Source organism: Desulfovibrio mangrovi (assembly GCF_026230175.1).
Taxonomy (GTDB): Bacteria; Desulfobacterota; Desulfovibrionia; order Desulfovibrionales; family Desulfovibrionaceae; genus Halodesulfovibrio; species Halodesulfovibrio mangrovi.
Map to the genome: position 1 here is coordinate 1,995,688 of NZ_CP104208.1, position 22,128 is coordinate 2,017,815.

A 22,128-nucleotide genomic window follows, 5' to 3' on the forward strand; every position below is an offset into this window, starting at 1 on the left:
CCACAGGCAGCCAAGCGTGACAAGAAGAAGGATGCATGTCCACCTTGATACAGCCCGCATGGTATCCCCCAAAATAACAGAAAAATGCCGCCGGATTCCCCTACCTTTTACCCACTCCGGCCCATAGAGAAGCTCTACCCATACATTACGCGACTTCCTGAGAATAGGAAAGGAGATGCAGTCTGTAATAAAAAGTGATCATGCATGCGCCTTTTCGAAAACAGACGGCAGGCGCCCCGTCATACCTGCACCGGCTTGACACAACACCGGCAATTGGGTAGGTCAAACTTCCTTTCCAATGGTGGTTTCACCATGTATTTTGTAAGCACCACTCCAAACCAATGCAGCACACCATCATCGACCCGAACACAGCCGGCTATCTTGCCATAGTCGTTCTGTTCCTGCTGACCATCAGCTTCTTTTTTTCCCAACGCCTGTTGCGCTCCCGCGCCGCCGTCATGCCGGAAGCCTGCCTGAAAAAGAACATACCAGCCGCACCGGACGGGCTCTGCGCTACCACACTGCGGATAGCCAACTACAGCCACAAACCCATTCAGATCCGTAACATCCATATGGAATGCGGCACGTTTGCGGGCAATGAAATCCGTAACCTCATGGGCCAGATACAAAGCTACCAGAAAGGGACCGACATCATACGCCATTTCCCCGTGATCATTGAACCGGAAACCCAGAACGAAGACCCCATCGTCTTCCACGCACAAGTCGGCATCCCCGCAACAGCAGTATTGGTAGGAAGCAACGGCATATACGACGTTCACATCAGACAGGCAGAGGCAACCTACTAGCCCCCCTCCGGCAACGCCCGCCCAACAATGCCCGTGCTCCACGCATGAAGCATGCCCCCCTGCCTTGCCAAGGCGCTTCCATCCTGCCTATAGTTCGGCAATAGTCCGCCGGACCGGCAGGGAGAACCGCATTGTCACTGCGCCGCCTGATACACTGGATCAAACCCCGCACCATCCGTTCGCACCTCATCCACATGGTGCTCGTGCTGCTGTTGCTGCAGATTGCCGTAAGCTGGCTGGTCATCACCGGACCGGTTACGGACATGCTCAAGAACGAAATCGGTGAAAGCGCGCTGCATGCGGCCAAGACCATCGCCCAGATGCCCACAGTGCGCAGGGCGCTGTTGGCCCGCGACCCCCACGGCACCATTCAGGAACTCGCCGAATCCATTCGCATCAGTATCGGTGCATCCTATGTCGTGGTGGGGGACCGCAATGGCATACGCTATTCACACCCGGTCAGAGAGCGCATAGGCCAACTCTTCGTTGGCGGTGACACGGGCCCCGCTCTCATTGAAGGAAAATCCTACATATCGGAGGCCGTCGGCTCGCTCGGGCCATCGCTGCGCGGCATGACGCCCATCTTCGACTACAATGACGACATCATCGGCTTTGTCGCCGTTGGATACCTTTCGACCAAGGTTCAGGACGCCATTCCTCCCCATCTCAACAAACCGTTCACACTCATAGCCGCCATGGCGGCCGTTGGCATTCTGAGCGCCCTTTTCATCGCCCAGCATCTCAAGAACATCACACTGGGGCTTGAACCGACGGAAATCACCAACCTGTACCTTGAACGCGGTGCCATTCTGGAAGCCATCAGAGAAGGCGTTGTGGCCGTGGACCCGGAAGGCAAGATACGGCTGGCGAACAAGGCCGCAGTTCTGTATGCGGGGCTTGATCCGGAAGCCGTGCGCAAGGACCGCAACATTGACACCGTGCTTCCCGGTGCCGGCCTGAAGCGAGCCCTCGCCTCGGGTGAGGCGGAGCACGATCAGGAACGCCGCATCAACGACAAGGACATGATATTCAACATCGTGCCCGTCTTCCGGCAGGGCACCCTGCACGGCGTGGTGGCCAGCTTCCGTCCCAAGGATGAGCTGGACCGTCTTGCCACCGAGCTTTCCAGAGTGCAGGAGTATTCCGAACTCCTGCGCGTGCAGACGCACGAATATTCCAACAAGCTGCACACCATTGCAGGACTCATTCAGATTGAGGCCTACAGCGAGGCACTGGAACTGGTCACCCGCGAATCCCATGGTTACGACGATGTCATCCGGTTCCTCAACGAAGCGGTGCCCCATCCGGTCATTGCCGCCATTCTGCTGGGCAAGTTCAACCGCGCACAGGAACTCAAGCTGGATTTTGCCATAGACAGACAAAGTACACTGGCTGACGTGCCTGCACACATTGATCAAGTGAAGATCGTGACCATTCTGGGCAACCTGCTGGACAACGCCTTTGAGGCCGTGCTGGACCGCGAACTGCACAGACGGCGGGTTGAACTCTCCTTCACCGACCTTGGCAACGACATTGTCTTCGAGATAGAAGACTCCGGCCCCGGCATTCCCGTGGAGCGGACACAGGCCGTGTTTGAAAAAGGGGTGTCCTCCAAGGGCAAGGACCGCAGGGGGGTAGGGCTCTACCTTGTGCGGCAGCAACTTGACGAACTGGGTGGTGACGTGCTGATTTCCGACAGCAACCTGGGGGGCGCACTGTTCACCGTAACGGTACCCAAGAGACCTCCCGGCCGGAATCCGGAGGGAACCAGCGACAACAGCGGAGAGAAGGATGAGTAAAGTACGTGTCCTGATCGTGGAAGACGACGTGCGCATTGCAGACCTGCACCGGCGTTTCACCATGCGCGTGGAGGACTGCGAGGTGGTAGGGGTGGCGCACAATCTCGACGATGCGCGCCTCATGATCGAAACGCTGGAACCCCATCTGGTGCTGCTCGACCTCTATTTTCCGGAAGGCTCCGGAACGGATCTGCTGCGCGAAATCCGCTCGGAAGGACGCGAGACGGATGTCATCCTCATCACGGCAGCCCGCGAGGTCGGCCCACTGAAGGAAGCCGTCCGGGGCGGCGTGTTCGACTACCTCATCAAACCAGTGTCGGCCGACCGCTTTCACGACTGTCTGGTCAAGTTCTGCAACTACCGCAAGCGCATCTCCTGTGGCGACAGCATAGAGCAGCAAGACGTTGACAGCATGCTGCACCCCGCCAGCGCCAATGCCCCTGTAGCCCAATCGGCCGACCTGCCCAAGGGCATAGACCTGCTCACTCTGGGCAAAATCAAGGCCGCCATGGAAAACGCCCCCACGGAAACGGGGCTGAGTGCCGAGGAGGTAGGGGCAAATGTGGGCGTAAGCCGGTCAACCGCAAGGCGTTACCTAGAGTATATGACCTCGGCCGGAGCCATATATGCCGACCAGGTATACGGCTCCATCGGCAGACCCGAACGCCGCTACTTCCGCTCTACGGCCCCCGCAGCCGAGTAAACATCCCCCGGCTCCCTGTCGTGAACAAAATGAACAAAACTCACAAAATGAATTATTCTTCCTTTATCCTCTAAAAAATACTGGCGGTATCATTTCTAGTAGCATTCCTTCAGTACAGACAGAATCACAGGCTTGGTGCGCCGTGGGGTTCTGAAACCAACTGTGTAACTTGGAGGAGTTATGATTCGATTCGCCAAAGTACTTGCCGTTGCCCTGCTCGTTGTCAGCTTTGCCGTTCCCGCCTTTGCGGGTAAGGTAGTGCTCAAACTCGGCCATATCGCCGAACCCGTGCATCCCTATGGTCAGGGCGCTGACCACTTCGCCAAACTCGTTGCCGAAAAATCCGGCGGAGAAATGGAAGTGCGCGTATTCCCCAGCTCCCAGCTGGGCGGCCAGAAGGACCTGATCGAAGGTCTTATCTACGGCACCGTTGACATGGCTCTGGTGGGCACCGCAGTGCTCGGCCAGTTCCAGCCCCAGATTTCCATCTTCGACCTTCCCTTCCTGTTCAAGGACCGTGCACATGCCTACAAGTCCCTCGACACCGTAGGTATGGAACTGGGCGGCGCTCTTGAGTCCAAGGGCATCAAGCTGCTCGGCTACATGGAAAACGGCATCCGCCACATGACCAACAACGTTCACCCCATCAAGACCCCCGAAGACATGAAGGGCCTGAAGATCCGCGTTATGACCAACAAGATATACGTGGAAACCATGAAGTCCCTCGGTGCTTCCCCCACCCCCATGGCCTTCGGCGAACTGTACTCCGCCATGCAGCAGGGTACCGTTGACGGTCAGGAAAACCCCAGCGCCCACATTTTCACCAAGCGCTTCTTTGAAGTGCAGAAGTACGCCTCCCTCACCGCTCACGCATATTCCCCCGAACCCATGGTTATCTCCATGGTTGCATGGGCACGCCTCACCCCTGCCCAGCAGGACATCCTGAAGTCCGCAGCAGCCGAATCCATCGCTTGGCAGCGTGAACTCTCCGCCAACGAAGATGCTGCTTACTGGGACAAGATCAAGGAAACCGGCCAGATCGAAGTCATCGACGTTGACCGTGACAAGTTCGCCGAAGCCACCCGCTCCGTTTACAAGGAATTCGCGGACGTAGTCGGCCAGGACAACATCGACAAGATCGAAGCCCTCAAGAACTAATTGATGATGCGGCCCGGCCGGTGACGGGCGGGCCGATTTTCCTTCGCGAGGCGTAGTATGGAAAAATTGCTCAAGTCTTTGAACAAGGTGTTGTTCTGGATATCCGTCTCATCCATGGCGGTCATGCTGGTACTCATCTTTATGCAGGTCATTACCCGTTACATTTTCAACCACACCTTCGAATGGTCCGAAGAACTGGCCCGATTCCTCTTTGTATGGGTCGTATTCCTCGGCTCCGCCCTCATCATGGGCGAAGGTGGCCACCTTGCCGTGCAGTTGCTGCCCCGCAAGTTCGAAGGTACCGCTGTAGGCCATGTCATGAACCTGTTCATCAATGCATGCAGTTATGCCTTTATTCTGCTGCTTCTGGTGCAGGGATCTAAAATGACGTCCGTCATGACCTTCCAGACCGCTCCCGGCCTCGGCATTTCCATGAGCTGGGTCTATGCGATCATCCCCGTAAGTGCCTGTCTGATGATGCTCTACCTGATCAGGGACACCATAACGATCTTCAAGAAGATCCGTGGTGCGGGAAATTCGCAGGAAGCCGATGCCCTGACCGTGTCTGAACCCGCAAGCAAGAACGACAAGTAGGGGGAAATCATGGAAGGCGTATTGCTCGGCTCTTTTCTGCTGATGACCTTTCTGGGCGTGCCCGTAGCCTTTGCGCTGGGCCTGTCCGTATCATTAATCCTTTTTCTGTTCCTGGACATGCCGCAGGTATTGATCACCCAGAATATCTATTCCGGTGTTGATTCTTTCTCCTTCATGGCTGTTCCCTTCTTCATGCTGGCAGGCTCGTTCATGTCCGCCGGTGGCGTGACAAGACGTCTGGTCAACTTTGCGCAGGCCATGGTGGGCTCATTCACCGGTGGACTTGCGCAGGCTGTTGCCGTTTCCGGCATGTTCTTCGCTGCCATTTCCGGCTCTTCCGCCGCCACCACTGCGGCCATCGGTTCCACCATGGTTAACGAAATGGAGCAGAAGGGCTACCGGCGCGAACTGGCCACCGGCATCGTTGCCGCTGGCGGTACCGTGGGCATTGTTATTCCTCCCTCCATCACGCTGGTGGTATACGGCGTCATCGCGGGCAGTTCCATCGGCGACCTGTTCGTGGGCGGCGTTGTCCCCGGCCTCCTCATGGGAATAAGCATGTGCGTGGTAAGCTGGTGGATCGCCAAGAAGGAAGGCATTCCCGCAGAAGGCTCCTTCTCCTTCGCCAAGCTCATCAAGGCATTCCGCGATTCGTTCTGGGCGCTGATGACACCCGTCATCATCATCGGCGGCATCTACGGCGGCATATTCACCCCCACCGAAGCAGCCGCCGTTGCAGCCATGTACGGCATCTTCGTGGGTATGTTCATCTACAAGGAACTCAAGCTCAAGGACTTCCCCAAGATCATCTTCGATGCCGTCATGGGCACCACGATCATCATGTTCATCGTGGGTGCAGCCAACGTATTCGGCTGGATGCTCACCAACCTTGAAATACCCCATCACATCGGTGCGTACGTGGTGTCTCTCACCTCATCGCCCATCCTGTTCCTCATGATGATGAACGTGCTGCTGCTTGTCATCGGCACCATGATCAACGCATCCGCTGCGGTGGTCATTCTCACCCCCATCTTCCTGCCCGTTGCCCTTCAGCTGGGTATCGACCCGCTGTTCTTCGGCGTGCTGATGGTGGTGAACCTTGCCATCGGGTGCATCACTCCCCCTGTGGGACTGGACCTCTTCGTGGCCAGCGCCATCTGCAAGGTGCCGCTGGAACGGGTCATGCGAGCATCTCTGCCTTACCTGTATGCATTGCTCGCGGTGCTGGTCCTCCTGACCATGTGCCCCACACTCATCACCTTCCTGCCCGGCCTGATGCAATAGCAGGTTGCCCCCCGTCACGACTTAGAGAACCGAAAGGGGACCGGATACTACTCCGGTCCCCTTTTCATTGCATCACTGCATTCGGCCTGATGAACCGCCTTCCGGCTCCCCTTCCGGCACGCAGGCCAGCTCGCCTTGCAGCCAACGGCACAGCCCCTCCACCATGCCATGCGGAGTGGAAAGGGAGCAGACATCATGCTCGGAGTGTCCTGAGCATGCCGTAACTGCCCGCCGCGGCGGAGCTGGATGACCGCCCTGCAAAGCCCCTCCATGCCCCGGAGCGTACGGAGATCCGGGATGTATTTCTGACGGAGGCGAGGTACGCCCGAAGGAATGCTGTCTTACGCTTCCTTCATCGCCGACAGTGCCGCCCTGCTCGGGCATACGCCGCGCCCCATTCGAACGACCTTCAGGCCGGAGCGCGCCACCTGAGCCACCGGAATAAGCATCTGGCGATGCGGCGGCATCCCGCCCCTTCCACATGCCGCTCCATGGCGGCAAATCCATCTTGTCCGCGTCCTTGCCACCGCCCTGAACCGACACGGCAGCCCCGCCACGCACGCAGCGGACAAAGTTGTAGATACGCCTGTCGTCTCCCTGCGGGCCGAAGCCCGTGGGGTACTGCTTCGGACTGCCTGTCTTGGGATCGCTGCGCTGCGCGCCTGCCCCATGTACGTCCATCCAGGACTTGCCCGGCATATTCCTGTTGCGGAAATAGCCCACTGCCCTGCCGAAAGCCACGTATACAGCATCTGTCCCTGCGCCCGACATCGCATGCGGCCCATCAAGATGGGTTGTGGAGGTCCAGAAGTAGGATTCGGTGACGGTGGTTTCAAGCAGGGGTGACAAGGCAGGACCGCCCCATGACTCAGGGCTGCGCGAATAGTCAACGATGCTCTGCAGTTCCTTGGCGTCGGGCAGCCGCCAATCGTCATACCCCGCCAGCGACAGGTTCTCGCAATACGCCAATGCATGCGGCCAATCATATTCCTCGCCGCTGTCCCTGCGCTGCCACATGAGTCCCGTGGCTCTGTCCGTGACGGTCGATGCCCCGTCCGCCTTGAAGTCGTTCTTGCCGTAATCAGGATTACCGCGCACGTAGCGGATATAGCGTTTGTTGCGGGGATTGTTCTCCCCCCTGCCCTTGGGGTAGCCCTTGATGCGACCGTCCGCGAAGTTAACGCCGAAAACGGCCTCCTCACCTCCCATGACGGTTCCAGTGTATTCGGTCGCCGACCAGTCCTGACAATCAATGGTGCGCTCACCGGTGGAAACATTACCGTAGGCAAAATCGAAGTAACGGGTGTCCACAAAGGGAATGGAAGCCGTACCGGAAGGCATGGCCCTGCCGCGGAAGTCGATGAGGGAATAGAGTTCCTTGATGGTGGGAGCCCGCCAATCCGAATGCCCACCCGTGCGGCAATCACGGGCCCCATTCATGGCATCGTTCCAATACATCTTGTCGCCACGGGCCTTCACCCACATGAGCCCCGTGACAAGGTCGGAGACTGTGCCGTCCTTGTTATCCCGGTAGGCTGCAGCATGGCCCGCATACTGGGCATCCTGCCCGCGATAAAGCCTGCCCGCCGCAGGGCAGGGGATGACGCGCTTATCGTCATAGCAAATCTGCTGTCCCGTCTCCACGACAGGATAGCTGACCGACGTTCCCGCCATGGCGGCCAAGACACAGGCCTGCACTAAACACGCTGCCAGCCACAGCGCTTTCCACAGACAATTCCTTCGCATCATTAAAAACACCATGCGGGCCTCCAGATATGCCATCAAAAACAAGCAAGAACATACATGAAAGCGCGTTTCAAGTCCCCAAAAACAACACCGCGCCTTCTGGAAGGCGCGGTGCGAAGTTTACACAATCATGCGTCTGTTCGGGTAACAAAGGAATGACATGCGCCCTCAGGGAAGCACCACATGCAATGCCTCTTCCCCCAGATAGCTCTGCACAATCGCATCATATGAGCTCTGCCCCTTGGCAGGCTTTTTCTTCATCTCATCCAGCGCATGTTGCAGACGCGCCACCACGGCATCATCGGTCGCCTTGTTCACGGCAAAATACAAAGGTACTTCCCGTATCACATGGATCATCTCGTACTCTTCCAAGGCATACCCAAGTTCCCGCATGAAGTAGGGAGCCACAGTGTCCACATGGGTAATCAGGTCCACCCGCTCTGCCTGCAACATGCGGAATTGCTGATTGTTGTCGGTAAGAAGCGTGAGCTTCTCCTTGGGGAAGCCCTCTGCCTGCAGCAAGGAGGCGGGGGCACTATTATTGATGGCTCCAATGGAATAGTTACGGATTTCATCCTTGTCACGAATACGGATGTGGCGGGACTTCTTTGCAATGAGTCCCATCCTTATGGTGCTGAGGGGACCTATCCATTTGAAAAGCGGCTCCCTGTCCGCTGTCCTGACGACCCCGATGAGCAGATGATCGGGGATCAATTCCGTTTCCTTCAGTGCCCGCGCCCAGGGAGGATTCCGGACAAGCTCGGGGTGAAACGCCATATCGCAACGGCGCATCATCTCGGTCAGTACCTCCACCGAGATGCCCACAATGCGTTTATTCGCATCCTCAAAGTGGTAGGGCGGCAAATCACCAGCAAATACGACAAACCCGGCACGGGCTGCAGACACATGCAGCACACAGCAACAACAGATAACAAATGATACAAACCAGACTGCAAATCTCATAACCGGCCTGACAATACCCCTTCATCATGATGATCATATCCACGGCGCCAGCAGTTCACAGGAAGCACATTCCCGCTGCTCGCGTTCCCCCGCAATGATCCAATATGAAAAACGCAAGGGCACGGTATAGGGAAAGAACCATGTTGTCACCTCGGCAACCTCACGGATCTTCTCAATAAAAATGGAGAAAATGGAGCAAACCGGCAAAAAGGGAGCACAGCCCTTAACTCTTGCGTTCCGCTTTATCCCGATAAACACATTATCCGCAAATTTCCCCAAACCAGCTTGTCAGCAGACAAATTGATGTTTATCCCTTGTCCTTATGCGGCTGGCACGGCCTTCCCCCTCCTCATCATGCGGCAACGCACGGAAGCTCGGCTCGGCCCTCCCCTGTGAAACAAACGCCCTGAATGGACACCCAACAGGACCAAGGAGCTACCGATGTCCAAGTTTGAATTGGTGAAACATTACCTGCATGAAATGGAACTGCCCATTCTCTCGGAAGACACCGCCGAAGAGCTGGTCGTTGTTTCCGACCCCGAAAACGGCATTGTGAACCTCGTCATCGACTGCGAAGATCCCATTCTGGTTATTGAGCAGCTCATCATGAACGTTCCCGCTCAGATCGGCGACCTTTACAAGCGCCTGCTGCAGATGAACCGCAACCTCGTGCACGGCGCCTTCGTTCTCAATGACGACGCCACGCTGCTGCTCTTCAGAGACACCCTGCAACTCGAGAATCTCGACCGCAACGAGCTGGAAGGCTCCGTGCAGGCCCTGAGCCTTGCCATGGCGGAATACGGCCCCGAATTGCTCGGTTACGCTCAACAGTAGGGAGGAAGTCACCCATGTCTATTTTCCAGAGAATATTCAAGTTTGCTCAGGCCGAAAGCCACGCCGTGCTCGACAAGATCGAAGACCCCATCAAGCTCACCGAGCAGGGCATCCGCGATCTCAAGAACGACCTGCAGGCGGCCATGTCCAGCCTTGCCGACGTGAAGAGCATGGCCATTAATACCCGCAAGCAGGCCGAAGCAGCCAAGAGCCGCGCCGCTGAATACGAAAAGAAGGCCATGCTGCTGCTCCAGAAGGCCCAGTTCGAAGACATGAACATGGCCGAAGCCGAACGCCTTGCCACCATGGCACTGGAAGAAAAGGGCCGTCAGGACGAGGAGTTCACCCGCCTGAACGCCGAGGCCGAGCAGCATGAAAAGATGTCTGCCCAGCTGCAGAGCAACGTGAACAAGATCAAGTCCACCATCACCAAGTACGAAAATGAGCTGCGCACCCTCAAGGCCCGCGCCAAGACTGCGCAGGCCACCCGCAAGGTGAACGAGCAGATCGCCAAGGTAGACACCTCGGGCACTGTCGCCATGCTGGAGCGCATGAAGGAAAAGGTGGCTGCGGACGAGTCGCTGGCCGCCGCCTATGCCGACCTTGCAGCCGACAACAACAGCCTTGAGAACGAAATCGACGCCGCCCTCGGCAGCACGGCCAAGACCGACGCGCAGGACAAGCTTGCCGCGCTCAAGGCCAAGATGGGCATGTAGCCCCGATTTCCGCGACAGACGATACAAGACGATTTCGGGCGTACCGTGCTCCGGCAGGTACGCCCGTTTTTCAGAGTTCCACACACAACGTAACAGCAAGGTGCCCCATGGGACTTTTCGATAGATTCAAGAACAAGGCGCAGCACGACGCGCAGGTGGATTCCATCACCAATCTCACCCTCACCTCCATGCGCCCCGGCTTTCTGGTCGACTATGATCTCAAGACCTGGGAAGTGAAGGCCGCCAACCGCTACGAGTGGGGCAGCATGATCTCGCTGGAATGGCAGCTGGTTTCCGCTGATGACACCATCTATCTTGAGTGCGAGACCGATGACGAAACTGAATGGAGCATTTCCCGCCCCATCAGTTTCCGCAGCCTCGGCGAATCCGTGCGCAGGGCCATTATGGAAACCGGCGACGGCCCCGACCAGGTCTCGTGGCAGGGACAGACCTATTATCTGGAAGAAACCGCAGGCGGACACTTCTTCGCCAACGGACAAGTGACCGGCAAGGCTGCCCAGAGCGATGAGGGTGCCCCCTTGCTGCAGTGGGGCTATGAGACCGAGGACGGCAGCTCCTACCTCACCATCGAACAGTGGGGCGATACCGACTTTCAGGCATTTGCGGGCGGGCCCGCCCATGAGTACCAGTTCTCGAACATTCTGCCTCCGGCACGCTGATCGCCACAAGGCTACAAACGGGAAGGGATGCCTTCCCGTTTTTTTTTGTCTGTCCGCCCAAAACGCTCTGCCCTCTTTTACAATCTTCCAGTTGTCACACAACTCCAGCGTCGCGTACAAGGTCAGCAACTACTGATAGTGCACAGGAGCATTGCACATGACACTGACACACCGCCCTGTCGAACCTGCGGACCTTCCCCTCATCTGCACATTCCCGCAAAGCGCGCAGGAACTCTGTTACATGTTCCCCATTGGCACCTACCCTCTGACCGTTGAACAACTTGAAGAGGCCATTGCCCGCCGGTCTGATGCCACCGTGGCCCTGCTGCAAGGAAAGGTCGTCGCCTTTGCCAACTTCTACGAATGGGAAACAGGCGGCAGATGCAGCATAGGCAACGTGGTGGTTGCTCCCGAAGCACGAGGCAGGGGTGTTGGCCGTTTCATGGTCACAACCATGATAGAAACAGCCTTTACCCGCCACAATGCAAGCGAGGTGAGCCTATTCTGCTTCAACCACAACACTGCAGGGCTTCTGCTCTATCCTTCCATGGGCTTTCGTCCTGTTGCCATTGAGGAGCGGACAAACTGGGATGGCCAGCGCATTGCCAGCATTCGGATGCGGCTGTTGCGGGAAGCCTACGAGGCCACGACCAAATAGGGTCCACGAATCTACTACGCCGGTCTTACTGCACGCGGCAGCCAGCAGAGACACGCTCGCCGTCTGCCATATTCCCGCGCCACACCGCTTATGTACGCAAAACCGAGCAATCTGCCTCTCCGGCGCATTCATCACGCTTCCGCACTGGCATTGTGCGCCGTTCGGGCTTATGGTCACCCTGTACTCACCCGGAACTACTCGAATCATCAGGCGACAGTCTGACACCCGCAGGACCAGCCATGGACAACTTCACCTTCTGTGCCCCCACTAAAATTCTGTTCGGCCGCAACACCATTCCGGCCATTGCCCCGCAGATAACTGCCCACGGCGTACAACGCCTGCTTGTGGTGTTCGGAGGCGGTTCCGTCCGCCGCAACGGGGTGTATGATTCAATCACCAACGCCCTGCGCGAAGCTGGCATAGCGTGGGAAGAATTCTGGGGCGTGAAGCCCAACCCTTCGCTTGAGCAGGTGAACGCAGGCATCGTCAGAGCACGGGCATTCGAAGCCCAGGGGGTACTTGCTGTGGGCGGAGGCAGTGTCATCGACTGCGGCAAGGCCATTGCCGCCGGTGTGTTTCTGGACGACTACTGGGCCTTTGTAGAGACACGCAAACCCGTGGAACAAGCCCTGCCGGTCTTTGCGGTGCTTACACTCTCCGGCACCAGCTCGGAGATGAACGAGAAGGCGGTCATCACCAACGAACCGGAAGCCAAGAAATGGTCCATAAGCGGCCTGTGCCTCGCCCCCAAAGTCTCGGTCATTGATCCGCAGGTGCAGGCGGAACTGCCATGGAAGCTCACGGCAACGGGCGGCATAGACGCCATGACGCATGTGATGGAAAACTATTTCAGGGGCAGACCCGCCAACCCGGAGTCCGGATTCTTCCGCGAAGAAACACAGCTGCAGATCAACGAGGCGCTGCTGCGCAGCATCGTAGCCTCACTGAACGAACTGCAGGCGAATCCCGCCTCTCACGACGCACGGGCCAACCTCGCGTGGGCTGCCTGCTGGGGACTCAACGGCATGACCGTGGCCGGTCTTTCCGGCGGCGACTGGACCTCCCATGCGCTGGAACACGCATTAAGCGGTCTATTCCCGCACATTCCTCACGGCGAAGGGCTGGCAGTACTCTTTCCCTCATGGATGGAGGAGGTGCACAGCTTCGCCCCGGACATTTTCGCACGCTTCGCACGCAATGTCTGGGGCATACAATACGACAGCAAGGACGCCGTTTCGGTTCTCGCCGCAGCCCGTGAAGGGATTGCAGCCACGCGCAACGCCTTTTCCGGCTGGGGTGCCCCGAAGGACCTTTCCCACTGGGGCGTCACCGCAGAACATGTGCCTGTAATGGTGCGCAATGCCTTCAGCTACCGCGCCCTCGGAAGGCTGGTTCCCCTGAACGGAGAGCAGGTCACGCGCATATTTACGCGAGTGCTGTAACGAGGACGAACAGAGCTGGAGAAGATAGCAATCAGAGGTGCAGAATCTCTGTACAGGGACCCAGCGGCGGCAAAGCTGCCGTCACCTCGAAAATGCACTCGCGCAGCCAACGCTGCCCCGCTTCAGCATCACGTGAGGCATGCCAGAACAGACGCAGGGTGAATTCCGCATCCGGAAACGGCAGAGGACGTATGCTCAATTCTTCCCCGTGCACGGTCAAACGGGCCAGACGCTCCGCCATGGTTCCGGCAAGCCCCGTCTTCCGCACCAGTTCCGGCACCGCCAGCTCCTGCTGGATGGTCACCACGGGAGCAAGCGCATAACCGGTCTTTTCCAGCACCGAATCCAGCACGTTCTTTCCTGACACACTCAGAGACAGGGCAATGAAGGGCACACCGTCAAATCGTGACGGCTCCAGACCCCCTGCGGCCAATGGATGATCAAGCTGCACCACGCAGGCTTCACGATCCCTGATCAGGTCGGCACTCAGAATATGCCTGCCCGATATGGGGTGACAACCCATGACGGCATCCAGTTCGCCCTCCTCCAACATGCGTAGCCGCTCTTCATGGGTTGTATGCACCACATGCAGCGACACGCCGGACGCTTCGCGCCGGATGCGTTCCGTCAGAACTGGCAGGACCAGGGCACTGCCATAGTCGTTCATACCGATACGGAACGTCCTGCGAGCCTTGGCCGGATCGAAACTCCCCACGTCGCGCACTGCGCCCTCCAGCATTTCAAGCCCGGATAGAATCCCCGACGCGATGCTTTCTGCCAGTGCGGTGGGCTCCATGAGATTGCCCTGCCGGATGAAAAGAGGGTCGCCGAAACGGCTGCGCAGCCTGCCCAAGGCATGACTCACTGCCGACTGGGAAAGGTTCAGATCGCCACCGGCAAGCGTGAGGTTCCGCCTGCGATAGACAGCGGCAAAGACGGTGAACAGATTGAGGTCCAGAGACTCCAGAGTTGCTGCATGAATTTCATTCATGGTTACATTGCTATCATTTCATTTGATTCATGTACAGCAGAGGCATATGTAGTTGGCTGAGGATCTTTCCGGAGGCATTACCCAATGACATCATTCTACATTCCCTTTGCGCTCACCGTGCTCTCCATGGCCACCTATCACGTGGCGCAAAAACTGCTTTCTTCCAGCGATTCCCCGTTCTCGCTGCTGGCGGCGGCCTATGCCGTGGCAGCGGTACTGTGCATAGGTGCGGCCATGTTTGCCGGTTCAACCGCAGGCGAATCCGGCGCGGTGGCGCATCCCTCGGCCCGTGACACCCTGCATCAGGTCTTCAGCCTGAAAAACTGGCCCGTTCTGCTGCTGGCCGTTGCTGTGGTGGGAATAGAGGTGGGTATTCTGTTCACTTACAAGTACGGCGCATCAATGGGCACCCTGCCGCTGCTGACCAACGCAGGACTGCTGATAATTACCGTACCTGTCGGGGCGCTCTTCTTCCGTGAGCATGTATCCATGAGCACCCTTGCCGGGGGACTCTGCGTGCTGGGCGGCTTCTGGCTCATGACCCGCCACGCGTAGCGCGGCCTTTGCCGCATCGAGACATCACGGTCTGCCCGCAGTCCCCGGCTGCGGAGGCAAGATCAATCAGATTTCCTCTCCCGTTGATCGCCCTGTCCTGCCTGCCGGTCCTGCCGCTCGTGGGACAGGGCGTCCGTCATGCTGACCGACACCGCCGTAACCGGAGGCGGGGTATCCACAGGCGTCCGCACCCGTTGCCAGACATCCCTGCGCCAGCGATTGAGCGGACGGCAGCATCCTTCCCCCACCTGCAGTACAGCTGCGACATCCGGTGATTCGTCGATCAGACGGCAACGATAGCACGTGCCATTCCAATACAATCCGGCACACACGCCTTGTTCTCCGTACCGCTGCTGCCCCGGGATGCACTGCGACTTGACGCAGCAATAACCGCAACCAACGCAATCCCGCTGAAACAACAGAAGATGCAACATGCCGCCTCCATATCCCGCCGGGGAAAACAAGGCCGGAAGCCACTGGAAATCCGTTAAAGGAATCATTACCGCCTGAGACATTTGCCGCCATTGTAGCCTGCCCGACCGCAATCAGGAAGACGGCCCCCATGATATTTCGGCACTCCGCTATAAAAAGGCTGATTCCAAAGGTATTCCGTTTGACAAGGCCGATGCGGGCTAGGTACGGTTCGAGCGGTTTTCTACCGTACAGAAACGCTTTTTCGCGCCATCTCTTACGTGGGAGTACGCTGTGCATATTTCCGGCCTGTCCAACACCTCATCCGCCCCTCGGAATGCTTTTCATGGCAGCCTTCGCGCCATATGCCGCCTATCGGCCTGCATGCTGCTGTCCGTCATTCTGCTTTCGGGCTGCGGCGGTTACTCCGGCGATACGCCCATAGAACGGGTCAGCAAGGCACTTGCGGACAAAGCGAACTTCTCCGTCGTGCTTGCGGACGCCAAGGAAGAAAACGGCCAATACTTCCAGAAGCTTTACGTAGTGGAAGAAGGCAAGGAGCAGCCAGAAGCCACCGACTGGCTCGAAACCTCGCAGGAGGATTTCGAGTCGATGATCCCTCTGATGGGCATGACCGTGTTCAGCAAGAAGGACGGGCAGGAGAGCTTTGAAGCCGCTCCCCCCGGCTACGAATATGTTGGCGATTCCCGCTATGGCGAATGGCAGCGTGACAGCTCCGGCGGCTCCTTCTGGATGTACTACGGCCAGTACCGCCTGATGTCTGACCTGCTCGGCTGGGGACGCGTACGTCAGGGCGACTACGCCACCTACCAGAACCACCGGCAGAACAGTCAGCCCTATTACGGCCCCAACAAGGAATACGGGATGAACGGCGAGGCTACCCGCAAGAAGCATCCCGAATTCTTCCAGCGTGCGCAGTCCAAGGAAGTGATGAAAAAGTCCTCGTTTGCGAACAAGGTGCAAAGCCGCATAGGCCGTACCTCCACGTCATCCATGCGCGCCCGTAGCGGCGGAGTGGGGAAATAACCATGTCCATAACCGAAATTCTTTCCGGCATCGGCCTGCTGATCGGCTTTTTCGTGGTGTTCTTCACCGGCAAGAAGGTCAACGACCTGTGGCACAGGGATTACGACCTGAACGAGGAACTGGTCAAAAAAGACAACGCCGCGCTGGCGCTTACCCTCACGGGCTACTACGGCGGCATGCTCATGACCGTGGGCGGCGCGCTGCACGGCCCCAGCGGCGGTTTTCTCAGCGATATCTGCAACCTGTTCCTGTACGGCATTTCCGGCATCGTACTGCTGAACGTGTCATGGCTTATCTGCGACAAGCTGCTGCTCTACAAATTCCGTGTGACCGATGAACTCATCCGTGACCAGAATCAGGGCACGGGAGCCGTTGCGGGCGGCGTGTGCCTCGCCACCGGCTTCATCCTCTACGGTGCCATTACCGGCGAAGGCTCCTTCGTCACCATGCTTGTCTTCTGGGCCAGCGGGCAGGCGCTTCTGCTGGTAGCAGGCTGGGTATACAACCGCATTGTGCCCTACGATGTGCATGACGAGATAGAAAAGGACAACGTGGCTGCGGGCATCAGCTTCGCCGGAGCGCTCATTGCCATGGGCATGCTGGTGGGTCTTGCCGCTGCGCAGGACTTCGAGTCGTGGCACGACACGTATGTGCCTTTTGTCGTCTATTCCGCACTGGGACTTGCCGCCCTGCCCGTAGTGCGCTGGCTGGCGGACAAGGTTCTGCTGGTGGGCGAATCCCTATCCGACGAAATAGCCAAACAGGAAGTGCCCAACGTCGGCGCGGCATACATTGAAGCCTTTTCCTACATAGCGGGCGCGCTGGCCATTTACTGGTGCGTGTAGCCCTGCCGCCCCGAGGACCGCTAGAGGGCTGCCCCCTTGCGGGCCGGAGAATCAGACAGTGAACAGCATTCGCCGTTTCAGCCTCATTCTGAAGGCTTCCGTCTTTGCCACGGGCCTTGCCGGTATTGTGGCGGAATACGTGCTGAGCACCCTTGCCACCTACCTGCTTGGCAACGCGGTGTTCCAGTGGACCATCACCATGTCGCTCATGCTCTTTGCCATGGGCCTTGGCAGCCGCATCAGCAAGAGTTTCCGCTGGAACCTGCTCGACCTTTTCATCGCCGTGGAATTCCTGCTCTCGGTGCTCTGCGCCTCGGCTTCCGTGCTGGCATACGGGCTTGCCGCCTATACGAGCAACATAGGTCTGGTGATCTATGCCCTCGCCGTTGCCATCGGCCTGCTCATCGGCTTCGAGATACCACTGGTCACGCGCATCAATGAGGACTACGAGGAGCTGCGCACCAACATCGCCAACGTGATGGAAAAGGACTATTACGGCGCACTGGTTGGTGGGCTGCTGTTCGCCTTCATAGCGCTGCCCTATCTTGGCCTGACCTATACCCCTATCGCACTCGGCGCCATCAACTTCGCGGTGGCCTCGCTGTTCCTGTGGTCGTTCCGCCACCTGCTCTACCGCAGCCGCATAGCCATCGGCGGCTTCTTCGTGGTCACGGCCTACCTTGTCGCTCTGGCTATCTCGGCAAAGCCCATCATCCTCTTCGGCGAGCAGTCCCGTTACAAGGACAAGATCGTGTACGAGGAGCAGAGCATCTACCAGAAACTGGTCATCACCCAGTGGAAGAATTACCATTGGCTGTTCATCAACGGGCAGGAACAGTTCTCCACCTATGATGAAGAACGCTACCACGAGCCGCTGGTGCACCCCGCCATGCAGCTTGCCACCTCGCACGAACGGATACTCATCCTAGGCGGGGGAGACGGACTCGCCGTGCGCGAGCTGCTGAAGTACAAGGATATCGGCTCAATCACGCTGGTCGATCTGGACCCGGCCATGCCGCGCCTCGCCAAGACCCACCCCGTTCTGCTTGCCGCCAACGGCAATTCGCTGGCGGACCCGCGAGTAACCGTGGTGCATGAAGATGCCGGCACGTTCCTGCTCAATTCCGCCGACCTGTTCGATGTGGTCATCATCGACCTGCCCGACCCTGATTCCGTGGACCTGATGCACCTTTACAGCCTCGATTTCTACCAGACCCTGCGCCATCACCTTTCGGCGGACGGCGTGGTGGTGACGCAGGCAGGCAGCCCCTATTTCGCGACAATGGCCTTTCTGTGCATAGACAGAACCATGCGCGCGGCAGGGCTGGTGACGCTGCCCTATCACAATCAGGTGCCCACAATGGGTGAATGGGGCTGGGTGCTCGCCATGCGGGCTGGCACCCACGGCACAACCGGCATGCGGGAACGTCTGGAACGCGCAGGACTGGACGGCATTCCCACCCGCTTCCTCAATGAAGAAGCCATGCAGGCCATGTTCAAGTTCGGCAAGGGTGTGTTCGATCACCCCAAGGCCGGAGACGTGGAGGTAAACACCCGCCACAAGCCCGTGCTGTACAGGTACTACAAGGATGCGCGGTGGGATGTGTATTAGAGGGATGACTGGAACCAGAGCTTCCCCGTTGTCCGACCGGTTTTAATAGACTGATACAAGTAAGAAAGCCTCGATCAAAAGATCGAGGCTTTTTCATGCGTTTCGGCTCTTCAGGTCACCCGAGGAACTCACAGCCATGAGTGAGACAAGTGAGCCCACCCGAGCCAGACACAACCCGAACGTGGAACTCCTTCAAAATGGCTTCATATCCAACCTGCAAAGACGTGATACTGGAATAACGAACAGGGATTTGAATCTGTTTATAATCCGTGCAAATAGTCCTTAAGAAATGCATTCACCTTATTCAACGCTGCGTCCGACTCTGGAGCCCCATACAACGCTGCTTGAAACACGTGTATCATTCCTTCATAAATATCCAATTTGACCGTTTGCCCTGCTGTGTCGATATTCTGATAAAGCCGTACGAAATTGCTCAGAAAAATCTCCTTGGTGCCACCTTGGATCAAAGTCGGAGGAAACCCCTTGGTGTAGTCTCCATAGACTGGTGATACATAAGGATTCTTCTGATCCTCAGGTGCAGCATAGGCATCTGCGGATGGTTTGAGGTGCTTGGCGTAAACATACGCAGGCTCAGCGTGCTTCAGCGTTTCATAACTGTCACCCGTATCGGTGATGTCGGCCCATGGCGACCAAAGCACCACCGCAACAGGCATGCCCATCCCTTGATCCCTCATTTTCAGAACAGCCCCGGCGGCCAGCCCGCCACCCGCAGAATCCCCCCAGATTGCGATGTCGTTCATTGCATACCCAAGACTGCGAAGTGCTTTGAAAACGCTCAGGACCTGATCAGTTATCTGCTGCCACTTGGCGTGCGGAGCCAGCGTGTAGTCTATTGAAATAACACGTAACCCTGTTGCGGCAGCCATCGAAGCCGAACAGACTAGCGTGGATTTCGCGCTGAACAGCGTGTAAGCGCCACCATGCGTGTAAACCAGAACCTTGCCATTATCCGCCCAATCTCTAGGCTTGATATCCAAAACCGGCACTCCGCCCAATTCCAACGCTGTAACTGTTGGCTGCAATCGCTCAAGTATCTGCCCTTGTCGTTTAACGGCAAAGGCCTCTCTTTCATCTTGTATGGCCTTCCACGCCTTGATGTCATCAGGACCAGGCAAGGCTGGGCGCAACTCCGGATTGGTTAGCTTTTTCAAAACATCCTGTGCCTGCCCTGAAATAGTGCTTGGAACATATACAAAGGGTGCCTCCCCCTCCTGAGCAGCAGCAAGATGAACAGGCGAATACAGTAAGGCAAGAAGGATGGCACACACTTTGATCTTGTTTATGATCATTTTTATTCCTTTGCTATTTTCACGTGAGAAGCATTGGCACATTGGGTCATTTGTGTTTCTACACAGCAAAGGGGCAACCTGCAATCTGCGTCTTCACAGTCGTGCCAGCACGATATAGCGTTGTCTAGTTGCTGACCATCAGGCGCGGATTAAATCACCACATTGCCTCAGGCATTCCCGCAACGGACCAGACAGACCGGCTCGATTCACCTGAATCCGTCGTTGCCGCCCACCTGTATTACTATTGCCTAAATTCAAACGCTTCACTGAACCAGATTATGAAAACGAAAAAAGCCTCGATCTTGCGATCGAGGCTTTTATTCTCGTGGCGTCCCCAAGGGGATTTGAACCCCTGTCGCCTGCGTGAAAGGCAGGTGTCCTGGGCCAGGCTAGACGATGGGGACGCTTGGTGCATCTGCCGTTTCAGGCGACGCGAAGTGGGTGTATAAGCAAGCACACCCCACTCTGTCAACTGACTTTTTCAAAAATTCTCAAAAACCCACCTTGACCCTTGCCAGCACATGATTACCTTATGGCCGGAAGGAACATGATACATCTCTTCTTAGTAATATTTAGGAAGGACCCCAACGGAGGGTAAGAAGGATTAATATGGAAGATCAGTTCCGCGGCGAGAGAATCTGCTGTTGAAACTACGCCCCTGAGAGCCGGTACGCACGACGTACGACAGGCCGGGGAGAGCCCACCCGCTCAAAGATATTTCAGGCAGATTCTCTCTTTTTGTGCCATAAACACCGATTACCGGCACCGGAAAGCCCCTCCCCTCCCACAAACATCCGCCCCCATTACGCGCCTGAAAAGGCGTTTTCTGTTTTCCAGCCCCCCGCCTCCTTTCTCCTGCAACATTCCCCAACCGAACCAAACGGGTCCAAACAGGCCCAAACAGGCGCGGGATTCCTCCAACACCAAGCTTCCTCCTGCGCCAACAACGGTTGCGCATTCGGCCCTGTAGCACTCCCGCTCCGAACGCTTTACAGGTTACTCATTCTTGGCACTTGCACTTCCAAAGAAATTGTCTATCCTCGCTAGTTCATACCTATTCTCGCTTGGAGCTACCATGGTCAGACTGGAACCGCTTACACATCTCTTCGACATGCTGCACCACTTCTGGGAACACCCGAAGACGGAGCGGCGCGTCTCACAGATGCTCATTGTCATATTTCTCGGCAGTCTGCTCGGAATCGAGCTGAAACGACAGGGCCTGCTGCCGCCTTCTCTTGCCGCCATAACGCCCGACAATCACTTCCACGCCGTAAATCTGGCCTTTTCCATGCTGCTGGTACTGGAAGTGATGAGCCTTGTCTTTGTACTCTCCCAGTCGGTCACAAAATCGCTGGGCAAGCAGTTCGAAATTCTCACGCTCATCCTTCTGCGCAACTCATTCAAGGAACTCAGCAACATGCATGAACCCATCGACATCATGGCCGATTGGGAATCCATGCTGCACATCCTGACATCCAGCGTCGGAGCTCTTGTGGTCTTTCTCGGGCTGGGCATCTACTACCGCATGCACCGGTATCAGGGGTACCTGCGCGACCCCATGGAAAAGCTCCACTACATCATGACCAAGAAGATACTGGCACTGGGCCTCTTTGTGGTCTTTCTCGGCACCGGAGCCTTCAACCTCTGGGATTTCGCCGTAAACGGCGTGCGCCATGAGTTCTTCCACACGTTCTATACCGTGCTGATTTTTGCCGACATCCTGCTGGTGCTCATAGCCCAGCGCTATATGCCCAGCTTTCATGCCGTATTCAGAAACTCAGGTTATCTGATCGCCACCCTGTTCATACGCATCGCCCTTTCTGCACCGCCCTACTATGATGCTGCCGTGGGCATCGGCGCGACGCTCTTTGCACTCGGCGTGACCTATGCGACCAACATGTTCCATTACGGCAAACTGACGCCAGACCAACCCGCCGCAAAGGAATAATGATCTGTCCAGTCGCAAGACCACAG

The 22,128-nt window shown here is 57.2% G+C and carries 21 protein-coding genes and 1 tRNA gene; 16 read left to right on the forward strand and 6 right to left on the reverse strand.

Annotation, left to right across the window (positions count from 1 at the left end; translation table 11 throughout):
- Positions 1-341: 341 nt before the first annotated feature.
- The 6 genes from N1030_RS09230 (at position 342) to N1030_RS09255 (ending at position 6,344) form a co-directional block, all read left to right on the forward strand.
- Positions 342-806, forward strand: a complete 465-nt coding sequence (locus N1030_RS09230; RefSeq protein WP_265825157.1) for a hypothetical protein — start codon at positions 342-344, stop codon at positions 804-806.
- Between the two features lie 131 nt (positions 807-937).
- Positions 938-2,605 (forward strand): ATP-binding protein, encoded by a 1,668-nt coding sequence (locus N1030_RS09235; RefSeq protein WP_265825158.1) that lies wholly within the window; start codon positions 938-940, stop codon positions 2,603-2,605.
- The gene (locus N1030_RS09240) at positions 2,598-3,308 is read left to right on the forward strand and encodes a response regulator (protein ID WP_265825159.1); all 711 of its coding nucleotides are present in this window, start codon (positions 2,598-2,600) and stop codon (positions 3,306-3,308) included. Before N1030_RS09235 ends, N1030_RS09240 begins: the two co-directional genes overlap by 8 nt.
- A gap of 180 nt (positions 3,309-3,488) precedes the next feature.
- Entirely contained in the window at positions 3,489-4,466 is a 978-nt protein-coding gene (locus N1030_RS09245; RefSeq protein WP_265825160.1) for a TRAP transporter substrate-binding protein, read from the forward strand.
- A 57-nt stretch (positions 4,467-4,523) separates the two neighbouring features.
- Entirely contained in the window at positions 4,524-5,060 is a 537-nt protein-coding gene (locus N1030_RS09250) for a TRAP transporter small permease (protein ID WP_265825162.1), read from the forward strand.
- Between the two features lie 9 nt (positions 5,061-5,069).
- Entirely contained in the window at positions 5,070-6,344 is a 1,275-nt protein-coding gene (locus N1030_RS09255) for a TRAP transporter large permease (protein WP_265825163.1), read from the forward strand.
- Positions 6,345-6,416: 72 nt separating this feature from the next.
- Here the strand turns inward: N1030_RS09255 and N1030_RS09260 are convergent, their stop codons facing one another.
- Together N1030_RS09260 and N1030_RS09265 are read right to left on the reverse strand one after the other, a co-directional pair.
- Positions 6,417-8,105 carry an Lcl domain-containing protein gene (locus N1030_RS09260; RefSeq protein WP_265825165.1) on the reverse strand — a complete coding sequence of 563 codons (1,689 nt, stop codon included), beginning with the start codon at positions 8,103-8,105 and terminating at the stop codon, positions 6,417-6,419.
- Positions 8,106-8,258: 153 nt separating this feature from the next.
- The gene (locus N1030_RS09265) at positions 8,259-8,996 is read right to left on the reverse strand and encodes a substrate-binding periplasmic protein (protein ID WP_265825167.1); all 738 of its coding nucleotides are present in this window, start codon (positions 8,994-8,996) and stop codon (positions 8,259-8,261) included.
- Positions 8,997-9,494: 498 nt separating this feature from the next.
- Between N1030_RS09265 and N1030_RS09270 the strand changes: the two genes are divergently transcribed.
- The 5 genes from N1030_RS09270 (at position 9,495) to N1030_RS09290 (ending at position 13,383) form a co-directional block, all read left to right on the forward strand.
- On the forward strand, positions 9,495-9,887 hold the full coding sequence (locus N1030_RS09270; RefSeq protein WP_265825168.1) for a YbjN domain-containing protein: 393 nt from the start codon (positions 9,495-9,497) through the stop codon (positions 9,885-9,887).
- Between the two features lie 14 nt (positions 9,888-9,901).
- A complete protein-coding gene (locus N1030_RS09275) occupies positions 9,902-10,603 on the forward strand; it encodes a PspA/IM30 family protein (protein ID WP_265825169.1) in 702 nt (233 codons plus the stop codon).
- Positions 10,604-10,710: 107 nt separating this feature from the next.
- Positions 10,711-11,283, forward strand: coding sequence for a DUF4178 domain-containing protein (locus N1030_RS09280; RefSeq protein ID WP_265825170.1), 573 nt, complete (start codon positions 10,711-10,713; stop codon positions 11,281-11,283).
- Positions 11,284-11,440: 157 nt separating this feature from the next.
- Positions 11,441-11,941, forward strand: coding sequence for a GNAT family N-acetyltransferase (locus N1030_RS09285; protein WP_265825171.1), 501 nt, complete (start codon positions 11,441-11,443; stop codon positions 11,939-11,941).
- A 239-nt stretch (positions 11,942-12,180) separates the two neighbouring features.
- Positions 12,181-13,383, forward strand: a complete 1,203-nt coding sequence (locus N1030_RS09290) for an iron-containing alcohol dehydrogenase (RefSeq protein WP_265825173.1) — start codon at positions 12,181-12,183, stop codon at positions 13,381-13,383.
- Between the two features lie 31 nt (positions 13,384-13,414).
- On the opposite strand, the gene N1030_RS09295 is transcribed toward N1030_RS09290, so the two are convergent.
- Positions 13,415-14,374: a LysR family transcriptional regulator gene (locus N1030_RS09295; RefSeq protein WP_265825175.1), complete on the reverse strand. Its 960-nt coding sequence runs from the start codon at positions 14,372-14,374 to the stop codon at positions 13,415-13,417.
- 84 nt (positions 14,375-14,458) lie between these two features.
- Between N1030_RS09295 and N1030_RS09300 the strand changes: the two genes are divergently transcribed.
- A complete protein-coding gene (locus N1030_RS09300) occupies positions 14,459-14,929 on the forward strand; it encodes a hypothetical protein (protein ID WP_265825176.1) in 471 nt (156 codons plus the stop codon).
- 62 nt (positions 14,930-14,991) lie between these two features.
- Here N1030_RS09300 and N1030_RS09305 read toward each other — a convergent pair whose 3' ends face one another.
- Positions 14,992-15,363, reverse strand: a complete 372-nt coding sequence (locus N1030_RS09305) for a hypothetical protein (protein WP_265825177.1) — start codon at positions 15,361-15,363, stop codon at positions 14,992-14,994.
- A gap of 271 nt (positions 15,364-15,634) precedes the next feature.
- Here N1030_RS09305 and N1030_RS09310 point away from each other — a divergent pair, with 271 nt between their 5' ends.
- Genes N1030_RS09310 through N1030_RS09320 form a run of 3 tightly spaced genes read left to right on the forward strand, consistent with a single transcriptional unit; the run spans position 15,635 to position 18,844 of the window.
- Positions 15,635-16,387: a hypothetical protein gene (locus N1030_RS09310; RefSeq protein ID WP_265825179.1), complete on the forward strand. Its 753-nt coding sequence runs from the start codon at positions 15,635-15,637 to the stop codon at positions 16,385-16,387.
- Positions 16,388-16,389: 2 nt separating this feature from the next.
- Positions 16,390-17,232 carry a DUF350 domain-containing protein gene (locus N1030_RS09315; protein ID WP_265825181.1) on the forward strand — a complete coding sequence of 281 codons (843 nt, stop codon included), beginning with the start codon at positions 16,390-16,392 and terminating at the stop codon, positions 17,230-17,232.
- 58 nt (positions 17,233-17,290) lie between these two features.
- Positions 17,291-18,844, forward strand: coding sequence for a polyamine aminopropyltransferase (locus N1030_RS09320; RefSeq protein ID WP_265825183.1), 1,554 nt, complete (start codon positions 17,291-17,293; stop codon positions 18,842-18,844).
- A 260-nt stretch (positions 18,845-19,104) separates the two neighbouring features.
- On the opposite strand, the gene N1030_RS09325 is transcribed toward N1030_RS09320, so the two are convergent.
- Both N1030_RS09325 and N1030_RS09330 read right to left on the reverse strand, forming a co-directional pair.
- Positions 19,105-20,154: an alpha/beta hydrolase fold domain-containing protein gene (locus tag N1030_RS09325; RefSeq protein WP_265825184.1), complete on the reverse strand. Its 1,050-nt coding sequence runs from the start codon at positions 20,152-20,154 to the stop codon at positions 19,105-19,107.
- A gap of 326 nt (positions 20,155-20,480) precedes the next feature.
- A tRNA-Glu gene (locus N1030_RS09330) sits at positions 20,481-20,558 on the reverse strand.
- A gap of 671 nt (positions 20,559-21,229) precedes the next feature.
- On the opposite strand from N1030_RS09330, the gene N1030_RS09335 reads away from it, so the two are divergent.
- Positions 21,230-22,102 carry a hypothetical protein gene (locus N1030_RS09335; protein WP_265825185.1) on the forward strand — a complete coding sequence of 291 codons (873 nt, stop codon included), beginning with the start codon at positions 21,230-21,232 and terminating at the stop codon, positions 22,100-22,102.
- Positions 22,103-22,128 lie beyond the last annotated feature (26 nt).